Annotated in this window: 11 protein-coding genes; 3 read left to right on the plus strand and 8 right to left on the minus strand. The window is 37.2% G+C overall.

What is annotated here, in order from left to right:
* Positions 1-359: 359 nt before the first annotated feature.
* Positions 360-686, minus strand: coding sequence for a hypothetical protein (locus DFP98_RS38265; protein WP_116065909.1), 327 nt, complete (start codon positions 684-686; stop codon positions 360-362).
* 351 nt (positions 687-1,037) lie between these two features.
* Here DFP98_RS38265 and DFP98_RS38270 point away from each other — a divergent pair, with 351 nt between their 5' ends.
* Positions 1,038-1,295, plus strand: coding sequence for a helix-turn-helix domain-containing protein (locus DFP98_RS38270; RefSeq protein ID WP_246017210.1), 258 nt, complete (start codon positions 1,038-1,040; stop codon positions 1,293-1,295).
* A gap of 250 nt (positions 1,296-1,545) precedes the next feature.
* Here the strand turns inward: DFP98_RS38270 and DFP98_RS38275 are convergent, their stop codons facing one another.
* A complete protein-coding gene (locus DFP98_RS38275) occupies positions 1,546-3,231 on the minus strand; it encodes an AIPR family protein (protein ID WP_116065910.1) in 1,686 nt (561 codons plus the stop codon).
* 428 nt (positions 3,232-3,659) lie between these two features.
* Positions 3,660-5,003 (minus strand): ABC transporter ATP-binding protein, encoded by a 1,344-nt coding sequence (locus tag DFP98_RS38280; protein ID WP_116065911.1) that lies wholly within the window; start codon positions 5,001-5,003, stop codon positions 3,660-3,662.
* Positions 5,004-6,606: 1,603 nt separating this feature from the next.
* Here DFP98_RS38280 and DFP98_RS38290 point away from each other — a divergent pair.
* The gene (locus tag DFP98_RS38290) at positions 6,607-8,358 is read left to right on the plus strand and encodes a retron Ec67 family RNA-directed DNA polymerase/endonuclease (protein WP_116065913.1); all 1,752 of its coding nucleotides are present in this window, start codon (positions 6,607-6,609) and stop codon (positions 8,356-8,358) included.
* An 858-nt stretch (positions 8,359-9,216) separates the two neighbouring features.
* Here the strand turns inward: DFP98_RS38290 and DFP98_RS38295 are convergent.
* Entirely contained in the window at positions 9,217-9,897 is a 681-nt protein-coding gene (locus DFP98_RS38295) for a hypothetical protein (RefSeq protein WP_116065914.1), read from the minus strand.
* Between the two features lie 275 nt (positions 9,898-10,172).
* On the opposite strand from DFP98_RS38295, the gene DFP98_RS39970 reads away from it, so the two are divergent.
* Positions 10,173-10,277, plus strand: a complete 105-nt coding sequence (locus tag DFP98_RS39970) for a DUF5131 family protein (RefSeq protein WP_181918200.1) — start codon at positions 10,173-10,175, stop codon at positions 10,275-10,277.
* Between the two features lie 561 nt (positions 10,278-10,838).
* Here DFP98_RS39970 and DFP98_RS38305 read toward each other — a convergent pair.
* From DFP98_RS38305 to DFP98_RS38320, 4 genes are read right to left on the minus strand one after another with little or no spacing between them, the layout of a single operon-like run.
* Positions 10,839-12,686, minus strand: a complete 1,848-nt coding sequence (locus DFP98_RS38305; RefSeq protein WP_116065915.1) for a serine/threonine-protein kinase — start codon at positions 12,684-12,686, stop codon at positions 10,839-10,841.
* Between the two features lie 47 nt (positions 12,687-12,733).
* Positions 12,734-15,607 carry an SMC family protein gene (locus DFP98_RS38310; protein WP_116065916.1) on the minus strand — a complete coding sequence of 958 codons (2,874 nt, stop codon included), beginning with the start codon at positions 15,605-15,607 and terminating at the stop codon, positions 12,734-12,736.
* The gene (locus DFP98_RS38315; RefSeq protein WP_116065917.1) at positions 15,604-16,254 is read right to left on the minus strand and encodes a hypothetical protein; all 651 of its coding nucleotides are present in this window, start codon (positions 16,252-16,254) and stop codon (positions 15,604-15,606) included. The genes DFP98_RS38310 and DFP98_RS38315 overlap by 4 nt, the downstream gene beginning before the upstream one ends.
* A 1-nt stretch (position 16,255) precedes the next feature.
* Positions 16,256-17,506, minus strand: coding sequence for a hypothetical protein (locus tag DFP98_RS38320; protein ID WP_116065918.1), 1,251 nt, complete (start codon positions 17,504-17,506; stop codon positions 16,256-16,258).
* Positions 17,507-17,918: the final 412 nt, after the last annotated feature.

A 17,918-nucleotide genomic window follows, 5' to 3' on the forward strand; every position in this document is an offset into this window, starting at 1 on the left:
CCTTTTTTGAAGAAATGATGGATAACGCGTCATTTCTACAATAAAGGAGCTTTAATGCGTTTGGCTACGAGAAAACAATCATAATATTCCTTATACAGGTAATTATGGAGATCGTTTTTTCATGTTAGGTTTGATGCATGACTAGTGGATATAAAGATGTTGAAAATGATGTATAAGTGGACGCGAGACTTCGAAGACAACCGCGCGGACTTCGAATCCCGGTTACAATTATATGAAGAAAAAGTTATTCGAGTATATGATAACAATGACTTGAGCTTCGCAAAACATTTGCATCACCCAATTGCATAGAACAGTTTACATTTGATAAAAAAGAGGGGTGCGCCTTGCCCCCTCCTCATCTAATGTTCCGATTCCGATTTGGCCGAATTCGCGTCCCCCTCCTGCTCCGCAAGCGGATCGGACATCAGCGCAATCGCCAGCCTCGCTCCGTCTCGCATCCCCTGCAAATATAACCGTTCATTCTCCAAGCCTCGGCAGTAATGGTGTTTATCTTCCCATTCCGTATACTCCGGACATTGAGTCATATTTACACAGGAGAACAACGCCTCGAAAGCGCTCTTCTCCTCTACGCGATACTTTCTTAGATCCGGTTGGAACTGAATTCGAGCGGACACTTCATCCAGCCGTTCCTGAATCGCGCTCTGGAACCATGACGGAAATTCCATGACCTCACCTCTCCCCACAAACTTGCTTTATCGATTGCCTTGCTCCCTCTCAGCCATTTTCTGAACATAAAATCGGGTAACTAGCTCGTCTACCTTTCGGCTCTGGGCCAGAACTGTTTCATTCGCTGCAAGCGGAATTCCCTTCCCCAGCGATTCCTGTCCAAGTTCGTTTAGCTTCATTTTTTCTTTCTCGTATTTGTGCATCAGCTCATTTGTCAGGCGGCTCGCTTCCCTTCTCAAATGAAAGGTCCACACATATCCATAATTACTTTATTTTACTTTTTGTTGAATACTTTATCTGTCATCGATAGTATAACAGATTGATAATGGACAGAAAAGGAGTAATTTTCCTTGAGCGATCCGTCCAATATTATCAAACAAATTATCGGAAAAACCTTAAAAGCGATTCGCCTCAAGCAAGGCTTAAGCCAAGAGGATCTGGCGCATGAATGCGACGTTGACCGATCCTACATTTCGATGATCGAAGTCGGCAGAAACGAGCCTTCCGTCACGAAAATATTCGAACTCTGTAAAGGATTGAAAATAAAACCTTCCGACTTCTTTAAGTTGGTTGAGGGTGAGTATGAGAAGGCACGGAAAAATGGGTGAAAACGTAAAATAAGAGCGGGACAGGAGGCTTCGAAGGCCAACGTTTCGCTCTTATTTTTTAACCAATAAGGAGTTTTCACTCCACATTCTCGGTTATTCAGAGTTTTTATCTTTACTTATGCTTTAGTTTATGAATTGGATATAACATACAGGTATTAGGGAAGTCATCCCGAATTCAAGAACAAGCATGTCCGTGCTGTTGATGCTAACATTCCTCCAATTCCAATAAGAACCCTAATTATCTACAGATTTATGATATAACTGTATTCACGATATCAGTACACTTTGTCCTATTTTTAAATAATACAGCCATTGTATCCTGAGAGTATTTCTCACTAATAACATCTTTTATTTCATAATAGTATTTATGTGTGTAATCAAATATAAGTTCCTTAGTAATCACTCCGTTAAAGTTAAAACTAACATCTTTCAATTTATTTGAGTCCAACTCCTTAAATACAAGCATCGAAATAATTCTATTTCCATGAACTGCAACCCCGTAATCCCTTCCCGACTTCGGAACTCCAATTAGAATTCTTGATAGTGAATCATCCACGAACCTCTGTACCTGAACACAGCGCCAAGTGTAGTGCCCCGTAACAGCACGGTTAAATATTTGCTTGTAGTACCCCTTCTCAAGATCATCCCATAGCTTACTGATTTTGCTTTTTAGTTGCACTACAGTATTAACGTTATCAGAAGCGCATGCTAATGCAGTAGTGCTTTCATTTAGGTCAAACGAACTTTCACTCTTCTCTAGTACTTCAGATCTTAGAATATGGTAGGTTACTCCATCAATTGCAAGTTCAGTTTTGATTCTACTTTGTTCCGGATCCAAGGAAACAAAATCCCGACTATCAATTTTGTTTTGCTTATTATTACTTTTTGTTATCTGTTCCCCAAAATCATCTTCGGATTCGCCAGTAGAAATAATTCTAATTGGTATATAAACCTGGTCCAAATTTATTTTGGTCTTCTCTCCGTATTTGCCGATAGTGCCCACCGTCTGTGCTCCATTAACAATACTTATATCCTCACAGACGAATTGCCCGACATCTCTATCCGCTCCACCAAGCATTGTCTTTTCCGCATTCTTACAAACCATAGTAACTCCGTTATTATAATACCAAAATTTATCTGGTTCATTCTCAATAGTTTTACGTATTTCTTCGTTGACGTCTGTGTCTCCTAATATACCTCTTATATTTTTATTAAATAACCTGGATCTGTAATCATCCCACCACTTCGCCACTTCCAATCCATTAACCTGCCCGTAGTATGCCAATCTTGGCTCTTGGACTCTCCCCCAAGACTTAATACTAATAGTTAAATCTATTGGTTCACCAGAAAGTCCTGCAGCTAATGATGAATGTAGAGCTCTCTGATGCAATATATTAAGGTATACCAACTCACTTGTATCATTAATTTCATCTAAAAAATCATATAAAGTTCTTCGCGAATGGTCAGAAAGTTCATTTGAACCTGTGTAGCATAGAATTAATTGGTACGTGGTTTTTGAGTCACACACTGCCCTTGTAATAATTTCTTCAACTCTTCTAACTTTTTCGTTAAATCTGTCAAAAGACAGATCAAATAAATCTTTTACTCCGTCTACAAACTTCTTCACATCACCAGATTCAGGTTCACCTCGACCGTTATGTATCCATTTCGATTGGACCAGATACAAGACCTTATTTCTCTCATCGTAGTAGATTGCATCTATTCCATTGTCTTCAGAACCATCGGTAATAGTTCTAGCGGCTAGAGTTGACTCAATTTGCGCACAATGTTGGAGAGAATATGCTGCAAGAGATCTAGTAAGCAAATAGTTCTTCTTTTGTTCCTCCGGAGCAGTAGTAATATCACCTAGATCAATAATATCCTTATACAATTCTAGTATCTTACTTTTTATTTGATTAACATGTAACATGCTCATTCTTAAAATCCCCCCATATTATTCCTACAAAAAATCATTCGATAAGGAACTGCATTATCCTTCAAATTTCGCCCTACTTGTGATACGGTTCAGCTTATCATCTTTTGAGCGAAATGAAGACACCTGGTTGGGTGTCCTTCATTTTGCAGGAACAGAGGCGGGTGATGAAAGCCTACAGCTTTACCTCGGCGCACAATAATAAGAATGAGCTTAAGCATCTCCAAAAGTCATTAATGGCTTTCCCAAAAACTCATATTCCACAGCAACTACGTCTACCGCTTCGATGCTGTTGCCGAGCAGGTTCGTTTGGGTCTAGGATTGTGTCATAAGTATAGATAGTGACTATTCTAATTTAATTTCAAAATGAGAGTAAATCAGGGCGAAAAGTGAAAACTGAAAACTGTATCATCCAAACTCTCGCCTTGATTTTATTCTTTATTGGTGAATCCCCGAAGACCACGCCCAAGCTTATCCGACTCAAGATGAAGTATGTTCTCGATCACCACAGAGTATCGATATAATTTATAAATAAGTTCAAGCCCTTCAATTATATACTCTTCCAGGATGAATACTTTAAAATCATCTACTTCGGCTTGAATTGTTCCGGAATCGAATACTTCAACTTCGTCAGACTCTCTAGTATATTTATCCGGTATTTTGTACATTTCTTCAAAGCCTTTCTTAGTAAACAATAACCGGTTAATTCGATCAATCTTCAATGAAGTTGAGTTTGTTAGGAATAACGAGAGTAACTCATATCTTGATCGCAAAAACCAACGGGATACATTGGCATTTTCGGCAAATTTCATATTGTTAATTTCGTTTAAGAACGGCTCCAATTCTGGAATGTCTTCAAACTGAAAATCTTTTGAATCTCTATAACGCTGGTAGACCCATCTTCTTTCAGCGGAAAACGTTGTGCCGGGTTGAATTTTGTAAGCCCAACTTTCGACAATTAAGTCGTAACAGTTTATCGCATACTCTATATTTTTTGAACTCTTAAGGATGATGTTAATAATGCAATGTGACAGTTTACGATGCATTTGAACAATGTCCTCAAGTTTTTTTCGATTTGCTTGTGCTATAGCACGGCGAATAATCCCACGTCGGCTTACGAAATACCCGAGAAATAAAAGAAGCACAAGTACAACAAATGCAGAAAGTTTAGTGAAATTATCCCATACAAATGCAACACCTTCATTCCATAAATCTATTGCTTTGCTCTGAACTGTATTGAAAAATAAATCATCGAATGTTAACAATGTAAGTATTCCTGCGATGATTGATGCTTTTGCAAAAAGCAATGAAAGTACTGTCTTCAATAAATCGGTCGGTGTGGGACTACCTATATAGTCTATTAGTTCTTTACGATCTCTCCCCCTGCCAGCAAAGAAAAAAGCAACTCTCATGTGGTAGCGGAGCTTGTTAAAACCATATTTAAATCGGATTAACTTTAGTAGAAGCCACATTTTTTTAATCCATTGATGTGTAAGCTCAATGTAAATAGTGTATACCAATCTATTGAGACGAAACCAAAACAAGTCCCATATGAACACAAGTAGTATAATTTCAATCCAATATATTACTAATAACCCATACCAATGTGTTGCCCATTCCCATTGTCGATTCCAACTGTCGATAAACCGTCCGACTTCCAAGGGTGTGTAATACAGAATAATACAAAAAAGAGATACCAAGATAGCGAGAATAAATAGCCACTCAATAACTAACGATTTGTTCTCAGAAAAGAAACGAGTCCTTTTTTTATTCACTTCAAAAGCTCCCCTCATTTATTTCATTTATTTCTCACAAATGTTCGTAAAGCTCAAATGTCACTTTTTCCTGCTTCAATCATTTGAATTGAATTGCGACTTTGTATCCTTTTGCCCTTGAGGATTAGATCGATTTCATGATCGCCGGAACCAAATCACTCAACAACCTATCCTTTGACTTTGTAGCGTGTCCTTTGACTTTGTGTAGGACATCTCCATGAGACATTGAAAATCCGTTCCTGAGAGTGAATTGATATTCGAAATGATGATTTCCTCATCCGACAGTTTGCGTCTTGTAATGCACTGATATTTTCCGCCGCGAGGAAAGTACGCGAGGAAATATAATTAGAAAGCTCCAATGCAGTCCGGGACGAAAGGCAACCCAAACCCCAAAAATACCACGAAGGAAATTTGCGTTTTGCTTGCTTTGTGGCAAACTCAAATAGCAAAGGGAAAATATCAAGACCGCTTTGTAGCTTTAACATATTACACCCTCCTTTGTGAAAATGAATAAGTTACCTTTATATGCGTTATTAAGCTCCAGTAGTTGAGTACTATTAATATTGAGAGGCACTTTTCATTTTGTAATTATCATTTATTACGATGGTTAGGAACAGGGTGAATGTATGGTAATATGAATTTTACCCTCGTCTCAGGTTTTTCGCCGTCAATTATTTTAAGATTCACCGCTCTTTATCTTAAAAAATCTGCCGCTAGCTTAATAAGAAAATCAAAAAGTGGTTGAACATCCTAACTTACAAGAAAATCGAATTTGATAAAAAGTTAGTTTTTTTGAGAATCGAGGTTAGGCGTTCCCGATTATTTGTCAACACGGTATGTTGACACAACACATTCAACATGTGTCTTCCGGGGAATAGGAACACGAATCACTCCCTTCACTTATCAAAGATTCTTTTCACTTCGCCCCCGCCTTTTTCCTTGAATGGTATTACGAAAGCTGGTTTTATATGCAAAGGTTAGTTTGTACTGGATCGGAGTCTACCCCTATGATGCATAAATATCGATGAGCCCAGTCACTACACTTGCTTACGAGATCCGTATAATAGGTGACTTGTAGCTGCACCCTCCAATCATTCTTGAATCCGAAAAGCAGAGATACCGAAGAACGAAACAAAATGTGCGCCCCCTACTTCCACCTCTGTTTTGATTACTTCTTTTCAAAATAATCGTTGATTAGCTGTCCTCATAGACAATCGCTCGCAGTTTGCCGTTTCTGATTACAAAGTATGTAAAACAAGAAATGGTAAACTGGTCAATTCGGCTATCCTTTTAGGCCATGCGGGGATATACCGGATCAGATTGTATTCAACTTCCAAAGTCCCGAAAGAGAAGGAAATGCTTTGATATCCTTTTTTAAGATTGTTGATAACGCTCACTTTGTTTTAATTTATTAAAAATTAATGTATAATCTTATAAACGTGCGGCTAGATTTTTCACTTGTGCTTCGCAAGTGTTGTCAAAAATGGTGGGGATATTTGCTCTCTCTCATATAAGCGGTGTTTGCCGAAGTAGTTGTCTCTTATCATCGCGTTTTCATCGCATAATGAGTAGCCGCACGTACTTATGAGATGGGGAGTTTCATGTGGGCGAATTTAACGATATAAAAACACGTAATGAACTCGCAGATTTTTTGAAAGTCCCTAGGAAACAGCTTAGTTATATATTGTATGTAAAAGGAAGTAACAACTTATATACTTCATTCGAGATTTCCAAGAAAAACGGTGGCACTCGTAACATTAATGCTCCTTCAAAAGAACTCAAAGACATTCAAAAAAAACTTGCAGAGGCTCTATATAACCATAAGAAAAAGCGGGGGAGTGCAGACAAGATTTCTCATGCTTTTGAAATAGACAAGGGCATAATAACAAATGCAGAAAACCACCGGAATAAACGGTTTGTTTTAAATATTGATTTAGAGGACTTTTTTGATAGTTTTCACTTTGGTCGTGTTAGAGGTTTTTTTAATATAAATATCCATTTTTCACTTCCTATAGAAGTAGCCACAGCTATAGCACAAATATCTTGTTATGAAGGAAAGCTACCTCAAGGTGCCCCAAGCTCCCCCATCATTACGAACTTAATTTCCGAGATACTAGATCATAGATTATTGAAAATCGCAAAACAATATAAATTAGATTACACACGTTATGCGGATGATTTAACATTTTCGACAAATGATAAAAACTTCTTAGAGCTACAAACTGAATTCTATATAAAGGCATCTGAAGTGATCATTCGTGCCGGGTTTAAAATTAATGAAAAGAAGACACGGTTACAACTTAGGGATTCTAAACAAGTCGTAACTGGACTGGTTGTTAATAAGAAGATAAATATAAATAGTGTTTATTATAAAGAGACTAGAGCAATGGCTCATCACCTCTACAAATATGGTGAGTTTGAGATTAATGATAAACCCGCCACTCTATATCAATTAGAGGGCAGATTTGCCTTTATTAATCAACTAACTTGGTATAATAATAAATTGGATGGTGAAAAACATCACTTCCAGCGCTTATGTTCGAGAGAACGTCAATATCAAAAATTCCTATTTTATAAATACTTCTTTGCTAACCCCAAGCCACTGATTGTGACAGAAGGTAAAACGGATGTAGCTTATTTAAAATCTGCTTTAAAAAAACTATACAACGAATATCCTAATTTAATTACTAAAAACAGTAATGGGAAGTTTGAATTCAAAATATCCTTTCTAAATAAAACAAAGAGATTAAAACACTTTATGGGAATTTTTCAGGACGGCGGCACCGCATTAAAAAATATATATGATTTCTTTGATTCCAAGAAGTCTGATACTACTAATTATTTGAGTTTTTTCAAAAAAACGAGCAATACATTACCAATAAATCCTGTGATTTTAATGTTTGATAATGAGATTCATAGCGGGGATAAGAAGCCGATAGGAAACTTCCTTAACCATGCAAAATTGGATGAAAAAAAACGGGAAGATTTGAAACATAAAAACTTTGTTGATATTATTGACAACTTATATCTCTTAACCACACCTCTGATCGGTGATAAATCTGAATGTGATATAGAAGACTTGTTTGAGGACAGTGTCCTTTCGCATAAAATTGACGGGAAAGAATTCACAAAGAAGGATAAGTATGATGTCTCGAAATACTATGGCAAAGAAATATTCTCCAAATACATTTTGACGAACTATTCCTCTATTAATTTTACTAACTTTAGGACCATTTTAGATAACATAGACAATATCATTAACACGCACAGGAAAGGGGGGGCCGGAGCAGGACACGATTTAGAAGAGAAAAATATAGATATGATTAGCGCGGGCAAAGTGCTTTTAGAAATCTAATCTATTAATAATTTATTCAGCAATGGCTGGATATATTTTAAGTTCTGAAAGTTTGAGAATGATATATTGGCATTGATTTTAAGCTTTTCATGTAAAGTGCCGATATCAATTTTGAAGTTTTCAATCTGAAATGAGCCTAATTTGCCGAAGGCACGCACAATTTCATCGCCAATTTTGTATGGGAGGCTCCGGTATCAACAACGAGCTCGTCAATAGCCATGGATTGTCCATTGTAATTCAAAATAATAGATGTTTGTAGCAGTCCCAATTAAATCAATTTTCATATTGCAAGACTCCTCGTAATCCTCGAAGTGTTCGGATTTCATTTTTAAGTATTTCATCCGAAGTGTGTGCTCTGACTATTCCGTCTTTAGATTTAAGTAGTTCTTGAGTTGCTTCTTTCGGATCTTGGATTACTCGGATCAATGCAATTTCATCTACGTAGATGATGTTTCCTTTGTACTGGACGTAAGTATTTGCATCTGTATTGGTCGGGATAAATTTTTCTAACTTCTTCGCATTGTATGGCGAATATCCCCATATGGGCCTACGGGACGTAGTCTTGAATCTGGAATCGTATATCCCCTCCTTAGAAAGCCCGGCTTTTTTGCGCTGGTTTGGAGTTTAGGTTCTCCTCGTGGTTCGCCCATACCAGGATGCGAATCGCTCGTTTTCTCACCGTATCACCTCTTTATTGCAAGGACTAGTCCTAATGAAGATGCCCAATAACGTTTGTCGTTTCTGAAATGCTTCAGTCGTTTGAAAACTTTTTTCATGATGAAACCACGTAACGATTAGAAAGGGGTTAGGGGCACGCCCTTAATAAGCGAATTTGTGAGAATCAACACAATCATGCGGTTAGTAGTAAATCGCAAAATGAAAAGCGTCTTCCTCACTTCCCAAAAATAAGCAACTAAAGTCAACATCTACGTTATTAATTGGACTAACGTTCTGTGGACTGTAGGCTGTACTATTATAATTATAAATTAATTCACTGGCGTAAGTCGGCACACTCCTTCTTTTTAGAAAAGGAAAATAGCATAGTTTTTGTTCACTTACTAGTGGTTTACTCCCTGCGGTTTTCCCATCACCTAACTGGATCAATGAAGAGAAATTATTGACACAATTAAACCAACCAATTACAAATGCTCTCTTCCCCTTGTTACCTTCCAATATCTCGTTCGATAACCAGTCAAAGTCATCTTGATACACATTCCAACTCTTACTGGCTGAGTTTGTTCCAGATGAACTTTTCCAGTTCTTAAGGTACTTCACTTCGATCTTAAAGTCTTTAGAGTGTATATAAATATCGTGGTTTACTTTGCCGGCTGTTTTTTTCTTCATATCTCCTACTGTAAAGTGAGCCATTTGCCTGAATGGGTAACCAAGTCGAACACAAATATCCATTTCGTTATACCGTTCATCTGCGATTTTTTTAAGATCTTCTTTTGATAAATCTCTATACAACTCGTTAAATTCATCAATTATAAAAAGACATGTAGAAAGTAGATATTGATCAATCGTAGGAGTAGGACTCATCTATGCCCCCGCAATTTATTCTATATTTTAGCATAGTATATCATAAAATTGTCGATTTCATAGTATACTTCAAAAGTAAACTAAGGGCTTAGACTATTTTCAATTAAAAGCAGGACTGGATTCTTACTTCGACGATTATATACAAAGGATGGAACAACTTGGAGCAACCCCTCAACCGATGAGGAATTTCTGTGGATGGTAATGACACTATTGGTCGCTGGTCACTTGCAAATTTTTCCTTTTTAGAAAAGTACAATGTATAGTAAGGTGTAAGTATAAATGAACTTAGAAAGATCCACTGGGTAGTTGTTGGCGGCGAAAGTGGACCAGGAGCACGACCAATGGCTGTTGAGTGGGTACAGTCAATCCGTGACCAGTAAATAAATAAAGACATCGCCTTCTTCTTTAAGCAATGGGACGAGGTTCAAAAGCATCGAACTGGCCGTGAATTAAACGGGCGAACTTGGGATGATATTCTGTAGTTTCAGAAGAAGTCAAGATTTAATATTTACACAGAAACCCCCTTCTTGGTAATGATTCGAAGGGGATTTCTTCTTAAATATCAGCATCAATAAACTCAAATGAGAACCAGTAGGTAAATATGGCTCTCCGATACACTATTTCCTGATAAGCGACGCACAGCACTTCACATAACTTGAGTGCTCATTAGCGAAATGCACTACCAACAACAGAGTAGGTTCACCTTCGAAGGGGCGTTCCATTTGCATCCAGTGTGTTGTTTTGTTATTGATTATCACTTCCTTTCTGCGGGATGGGACAGATAAATGCAAAAAGTGAAGACCTGAAGAGTAGGCCTTCTCGAAAAGATTGATTTTACTACGAATCGGTTATTTATGTTATGTGTGATCAACATAATTTTGAGAATCATGATAACTAACTTTATAATTGCTAAGCAACATTATGGTTGTTCGCCACTCTGTTCATTCATCCAATTTCATACACTCGTTTAAATCATATTCGAAATCATAAACAGTTTGATAGCGTTTATTCCGCTTATCCATGGCCTTCATAACTACACTTTGGTACATAATCGAAAAGTAGAATCTTCTTTTAGGCAGCTTGTTGCTTAATAAATAGTACAATAATGCCCCTAGTGAGTAAATATCAGACAAATGGGTAGAGTCAGCTAAATTATTAAGCTGTTGGGGATCAGTGAAGTCTTCCTGACCGTATCCTCTCTTCGATAATCCCGTGAAAAATGATTTTGATTTAGTGTCTTTTGCCAGTCCAAAATCGGCAATCTTCACTTCTAAACCATGATTCGTCTCGAATAATAATATGTTATTTGGGGCTAAGTCCCGATGATATTTCTCTCTCTTATGCAAGTACTTAATTCCCGAAATAATCTGTTTGAAGATTTCCATACGTTGGTCTACAGAAGCATTACGATTATTCTTCATCCATTTTTCCAAAGTAAAACTCGCTAAAGGCATAGTAAACCAAAAAGGGGAACCGTCAAGCTGAATCTTCCCGACCTCTATGATGTTTCTGTGTTGTAACTCCTTAGTCAGCAACCTAACTTCTCGTTTGAAACGAAGTATATACTCGTCCCCGTCATTTGCATAAATCTGTTTAAAGTACGTTCTGGGGAATAGAATTTTACAAGCTACAATTTTGTTTGATTCAGGATCGAATACTCTATACACTCGGGCAAAGGAACCACTCCCTACCTCTTCCAAGACAATCATCTCAAACCGATGCCTAATATGCCCAATCTTTAATATTTCTTTCTTTAAGGCAGCAATACGTTCTTTAAAATCAATTAATATGGACAACTCAGCTTCTGCGGAGCCACTATCAGTAAACTTAATGTGTAAATCGTAATAGTCTAACAAGTTTAAAGTTTTATTTTCGGAGTCTCCAACAATCTCTATAATCTTATGGATATAAGAATTAATTAAGCTAACAGAAGATAATATCGCGTCTTGTGAAGTTTCTGGTTCTAGCAACTGATCTACCAGTCTTTGTAATTCTTCTACCGGAGAAATGGATACTAGAGGCGCGTGCAACGTACTATTGATATCATTAAGAAGCACCGAATCAAGTTCGTCCAAGGTTATTTCCGCTGCAAGAGCACTTTCATTTTTATAAGTACATAACAATCTTGGATGATCCCAAATTTGATTTGATAAGTAACGCAAAGGTACCGTTTGCCCACGATCCCTCAAATAGATATAATGTGCGATTGTAAGAATTACTGACTTGTATTTTCGAAATGACGTAACATCAGCAATTAAAGTACCTGATTGATCTTGTATTTTTCTTTCTTCAATCCATTGTAAGATACGTTTCTTTAATGGGTTCCTGGTTTCCACGGTCAGATTGATTACTGACTTCCTTAATTCTATAAATTCAAGGTCGATGTCTGGTTGTTGTGGTAATAAAGATTCCACAGCCCTAGGATCAAGCCCAACTATTTTAGGTAGCCAACTGACGGATTTTCGAGGATTTAAATTTTTAAAGGTAATCTGTATTACACCGTCTAATAAAAGAATCTCTAATGCATCACTTAAATCAAACCAATTAAATTTTTGAAGCATCTGGCTAATAACATACTTATATTGTTTTGGACCATTTGAAAGTAGTTTTAGTACAAATTCCATAAGTATCTTTTTGCCATGCTGTTTATTAAGAGTAGCTTCCACTCCACTATACTTTCGCCCCTTCACGAGCATTTCAACGGGAAATCGATATTCATTTCTATATATCTTATTGACTTCTAAGCCCGTCTGGTGTTCCTCGATTGTAAAAATATGATTTATGGCCATTTTGACTCCTCCCGCCATTAATCCATAGTCACCTAATTTTAATAGATCTAGTCAGTTCGCATCTTTTGGACTAACAGCGGCCTAGCAAAATCTGAATCAGGCGGGCACTGGCTACAAAGAAACGAATGGTTGATCCATTGTATCGACTTGAGGGACTCGCCTATCTGATGAGTAATAAAATACTGAATATCAGTCACTTGAAATACTTGACCGATATCGTTTCCACTATAATCATCTACTTCAGCATTTGGTTCATCCAAGAACATAATTGAAAGCTTCTCGCCTCGCCTTTTGCTACTTACTGCGGCTAATAAAACTAATAGGCTGGTTCTAGCCCTTTGCCCAGAAGATAATTCAGGACTATTAATTAATGCTGGCTTCTTCCCGTCGAACCCAATCGAAAGGTATAGTTCCCATAAGTCAGGATCTTCTCCACGAGGTTCAAGTCTGCCCGTGGCATTGGCTCCGATTAGATCGGCTATCATATGGAATTCCTCTATAAAATCTTTCATAGTCTCTTTAATATGACCTTGAAGCGCCGCGAGACTATTATTGCACTCCTGCTCCCAGTTATCTCTTTCCTCTTTTATTTTATTAAACCTATATTGCAACTGATTTACCAGTGCCTCCTGCGTTTTTACAAGTTCCACTACAGTATCATCAATATCAGGATTTTCTCGTATGAAACTGTTGATATTCTCAATAAGGCGCTCACTTTCTTTTTTCAGCTCCTTTGAAGAATATATCTCACCTTTTTCATTTTTAAAATCCGGAGTACTTATATCCTGAGGTATAAACTCTATGTCATCCTCTGAAACCCCAATCATAAATAGTTTTTGCTTTATTTCTTCAAGATCCTGTCTTTTAATTTCCATCTCTTGCACTACGACTCGTATCTCATGAGCAAGCCTTTCGATTTCCTGCGTACATTGCTTTTCCTGCTCACTATAGACCGCTGCAGTGATTTTCCCCTCAGTAAGAAGCTTTTCAATCTCTTCTTGCTTATTGTTAAGTCCAATACATTCATTTTCTTTATTGCACTTTTCATCAGAAAGTGCTCGATAAGTACTATTTAATATATTTATATAATTTTCCATACCAGGTAAATTATAGAGTTCATTCTGTTCGTTAATAATTGTCTGAAGTCTATTCAGTTCATTCTCATATTCCCTTACCAATGTTTCTTTTTCTTTAACAATCTCTCTTTGATTTTTTATTTCAATCTCCGTCAATGCCCTTTCTTTCTCTAGTGCCATTCTGCCACAACACAAGCGATGATGTTTCCTAAAAATAGAGCCATCATAGTCTTGCTGTAGGCCTTTTATGGTAATACTTGTGAGCCCCTGTTTTTGAAGACTATGTCCTTCTTCAACTGTTTCAACTAAATAGATATCATTCAAGCGGGAAATATAACCACCCACTTTATCCGGATGCGCTACATTAATAACTGACCTGATTGTCGGATAAGTTATGTTTCTTTTGCTATGACTCAATACTTCTGGTTTCGGAATACTCATCCTAGAAGTGTATCTGTACTCTTCCTGTAGCCTCTTAGCTTCGATCTCTTGATCTTGATTAACAATAATCCTAAATCGTTCATTACCAAGATAGGCTTCAACAGCCAGTTGCCATTTTTCATATTCAGGCTTAAGAGATATGGCGTCGGCCAATAGAATATTTTCAATTTTGTTTTCAATAAGTCTTGAGGTAAACTGATACACATGATCGGGATAAGGTCTACTCTGATCTAAATCTTTTTTTCTCTTCTGAAGACTATCAAGTTTATCCTTATCATTACGCCAATCATTCCGCGCTACTTCCAGAATTTCCATAGCCTCTATATGATCCTGAACAAATCTTTCTCTATCTAATGGCTTGATTTCTTGTAATCTCAACACCTCTTGATTAATTTTTTTTCTATCTGATGCTAGTTCCCCCACTTTACCGCTTAGATTGACTATTTCCCTTTGCAATTTAGATACGGCAATCTTACACTGTTCTTTTTCTGCCTCCATTCTCAAAATCTCTGTTTGGATAGTCGTGCTCTGTACACCTAAATCAACTTTTTTATCTTGTTTCGTATTAATCTCATTTTTTAAATTTGAATTTTTTTCTTCGCACGCTTGTATCGCCACTTTACTTTCCCAAAACTCTACTTTCAACGTTTTTTGCTTGACGGAGTATAATTTTATTCTGTTTGATTGATTTTCTTTAAATTTTTCAGACTTTAACTGAAGGTGTTCGAAAGTTTCTACTCCCTCATTAAGTGAATTTTGTGTCTGATGCAGATTGACTTCCTGTCTGCCTAATTCATCTTTGGCCGCTCTATAGTTGTCGTGGATCTTTTTTACCCCTTTTAGCTCAAAAACCTTTAGAAAAAGATCATTCGCATCTAGATGAACAAGATTTTTAACAGTTGTTGGATTCATCGACATAAGGTTTCGAAAAGCCGGTGTTACTCCTAAGCATTCCTCCAGAATTTGCTTATACTGTTTTTGTGTTTTTAGACTTTGACTATAGGCCTTTGGCTTTGTTCCGAGATCGATAATATCAGTAAATACACCGTTGAATACATAGTACTCCTTTTCTAGACGTCCATTCGAATTAACCGTTACTAAACAACAACAAGTAACTTCATCCCCTTGAAAACCGGCACTTTCAAAAGGTCTTACTCTTTCCACTGGCTCATTGTAAAAGGAAGCTCTAACCACAGCCCATTTACTTTTATCATGCATGTAATGCAAAGCATCACGGTTATTTTCGAATTTAGCATCTCCGAGAAGTAAGCGGAGTCCATCCATGATAGTGGTCTTGCCATGACCTGAAGCTCCAACAAAGGCATTAACTTTAGGATGTGCCGGATATGGCCTGGAAGTTGTGGGCAATAATCCCCAGTAGGCCGTCGAAAAATCTTTAATCATTCACTAGGCTCCCCCTCTACAGTTAAATCTGCCTCCGTCGCTGTTCTCTGCTGATCTTCCGATAAATCTCTTGTAACCTGCTGAGTTGCATCCATCATTTCCTGAAGCATGTCCTGCGTTACACCCTGAAGATATTCATGATAATGAAGCATAAACATTGCTGGCCCAGCATAGTAGCGGTAATCCACCTCAATAACGAACCAATGTTTTTTCAACATTTTAATTAACGATTCTATGGAATGGCGTGGACTCATTCTTCTAAAACGAAACTTATCTCCATAATTCAATGTCAGCTCGTCTAAGGTTGTATAAACCTCTTGATTTCCGTAATTACCTGTTAATCGGGGCATAATAAGCTTTATAAAGAGTATAGTTATTAACGCCATATGTCTTTTGTTAAATCCATTATTTTTTCGTTGAAACTTCTCAAAAGCGTCATCATCAAATTGCTTTTTTAGTCGTATTACATACCATTCACAATTAGGAAAGTTAATAAGCTCATAGCCCATCATGGCCAATGTTTGTTGCACTTCTCTGTATAATGTTAAATTTTTTTCAAGCGTCCCTACCGATTCTTTTGAAATCCACCCGTAATGAAAAAGAGCACAGATTCGTTGTACTTCCGGATTAACGACTATTCCTTCCAAATTATTTCCCCCTCCATAGATAGGATTCTGTAATCTCCTCTACAGGCCCGTTGTTCAATAATTTCATATTGTCCTTTACATCCAAACCTAAAATTTCCACTTTGGCTATGTCTGGTGCTTGAAGATTTGAAATAAGCTTTACGGTTTGCCCAGTTCGATACATCGCTATACCAAAGCTATCACTTTCAGTAAATAAAACTTCGTCTAAAGGAGCACTTTGTCTTTCTTTAAGTTTAAATACCAGTTCATGGTACAGTAATTCTAGGGGATTATCTTTGCGCTCAAAGATGATCTCTTCTTCTTCAAACTCAATGACTGGGGGAGGGGGGACTTCTATGGTCTCCCCGGGTACTTGCATGAAAAACGATTTGGTTTTATAGACTACTGTCTCTTCACTTATCTGCGGAGTTTGCTTCGGTGCGGAAAAATATTTTATAGCTAAATTGGCTAAGTAGTCGAAAGAAGCTTCTTTAAGAAATTCCTCCATTTTTTCCGGATCAAAATATTTTCCTATAGCACTGACATCTTGTAGTAAATTTTCCCTAGCAGTATCTAATGTTTGAGCAACTAACGCTGTTATCTGCCCGCAGACCTCATAAAATTCGTTTCTTTTTTGAAAACTACCGGAAAAGTCGCTTCTTCTTCTCATTTTCTTTCTTAATTCATCAATTGCATTAAGTATTGTAGGACTTGTTTGAATAATTTCTCTTATATCTTTTTTTGATCGTTTTTGAATCATTCGTTCTATTTTGTCTCGAATATCCTTCAACTGACTCATATGAATATCAAAGTTCTTTTCTACCGTTTCTTGATCTAAGTTATATAAATCAGATATATCAGCTTCATTTCCTACAAGAAGAATTTCTTGAGCAAAATTCATCTCTCCGCGAATTATAGACCCAAATAATCCATGTGTTAGCAACGAAACAATTCGACCAGGCATTTGATAGTCGATACCGTTAAAAATGACCCACTCATACTTAAGCAAGTTCTTAATAACTTTGTTGCGTGTGCTTTTCTGCATATAATTAAGTAGCCCGTCAAGCTCAGAACGGGTTAATATCCCTCCTTGCCGCGAGATAGTTCGCGCAGCAGCTAGAACTAATGTCGTCATTTTGGGATCTTTAAGATTGAATACACCAAACATTTTATAATAAGGTTCGATTTTTTTAGCATCGATAATATCATCTTTATTTAAGTTATAGTCAACATGGCTAAGGGTCTGTTCTCTGTCAGTAGACATTGCTCTCACCTTATTTCTCTTCATAGTCAACAAATTACTGCATTAAAAACTTTCATTTGTAAAGCATGTAAGCTAAGAGACTTTCAAAGCATATAATTAATTTCTTCAAAAATCGGAAATGTCACTCCAGTCGAATTCGTTTTCAGTATTCGCTTCAACGCGCCTATGGACAAGAGAATTTGTATCAAATTTCGACTTCTTGCAACCTTTTTCCTGCTTTTTCCTCTTAAATAACCTATCGCATATTCCTACAAAAGATACCCTTAGATTATTAGAGTTCCAAGGGGCCGTAACTAAGGTGAGTTCACCTTCAAAGCAGCGTTCGAGATGGCGTAAAATAAGTTGTGTAAGAACGGGTAGCGTCTAGCAGACGACAAAAAAGTAGGGTACTCTTGGGATTGTCGAAGTCACCAAGGAGGAA

Source organism: Cohnella phaseoli (genome assembly GCF_003386235.1).
GTDB lineage: Bacteria > Bacillota > Bacilli > Paenibacillales > Paenibacillaceae > Cohnella > Cohnella phaseoli.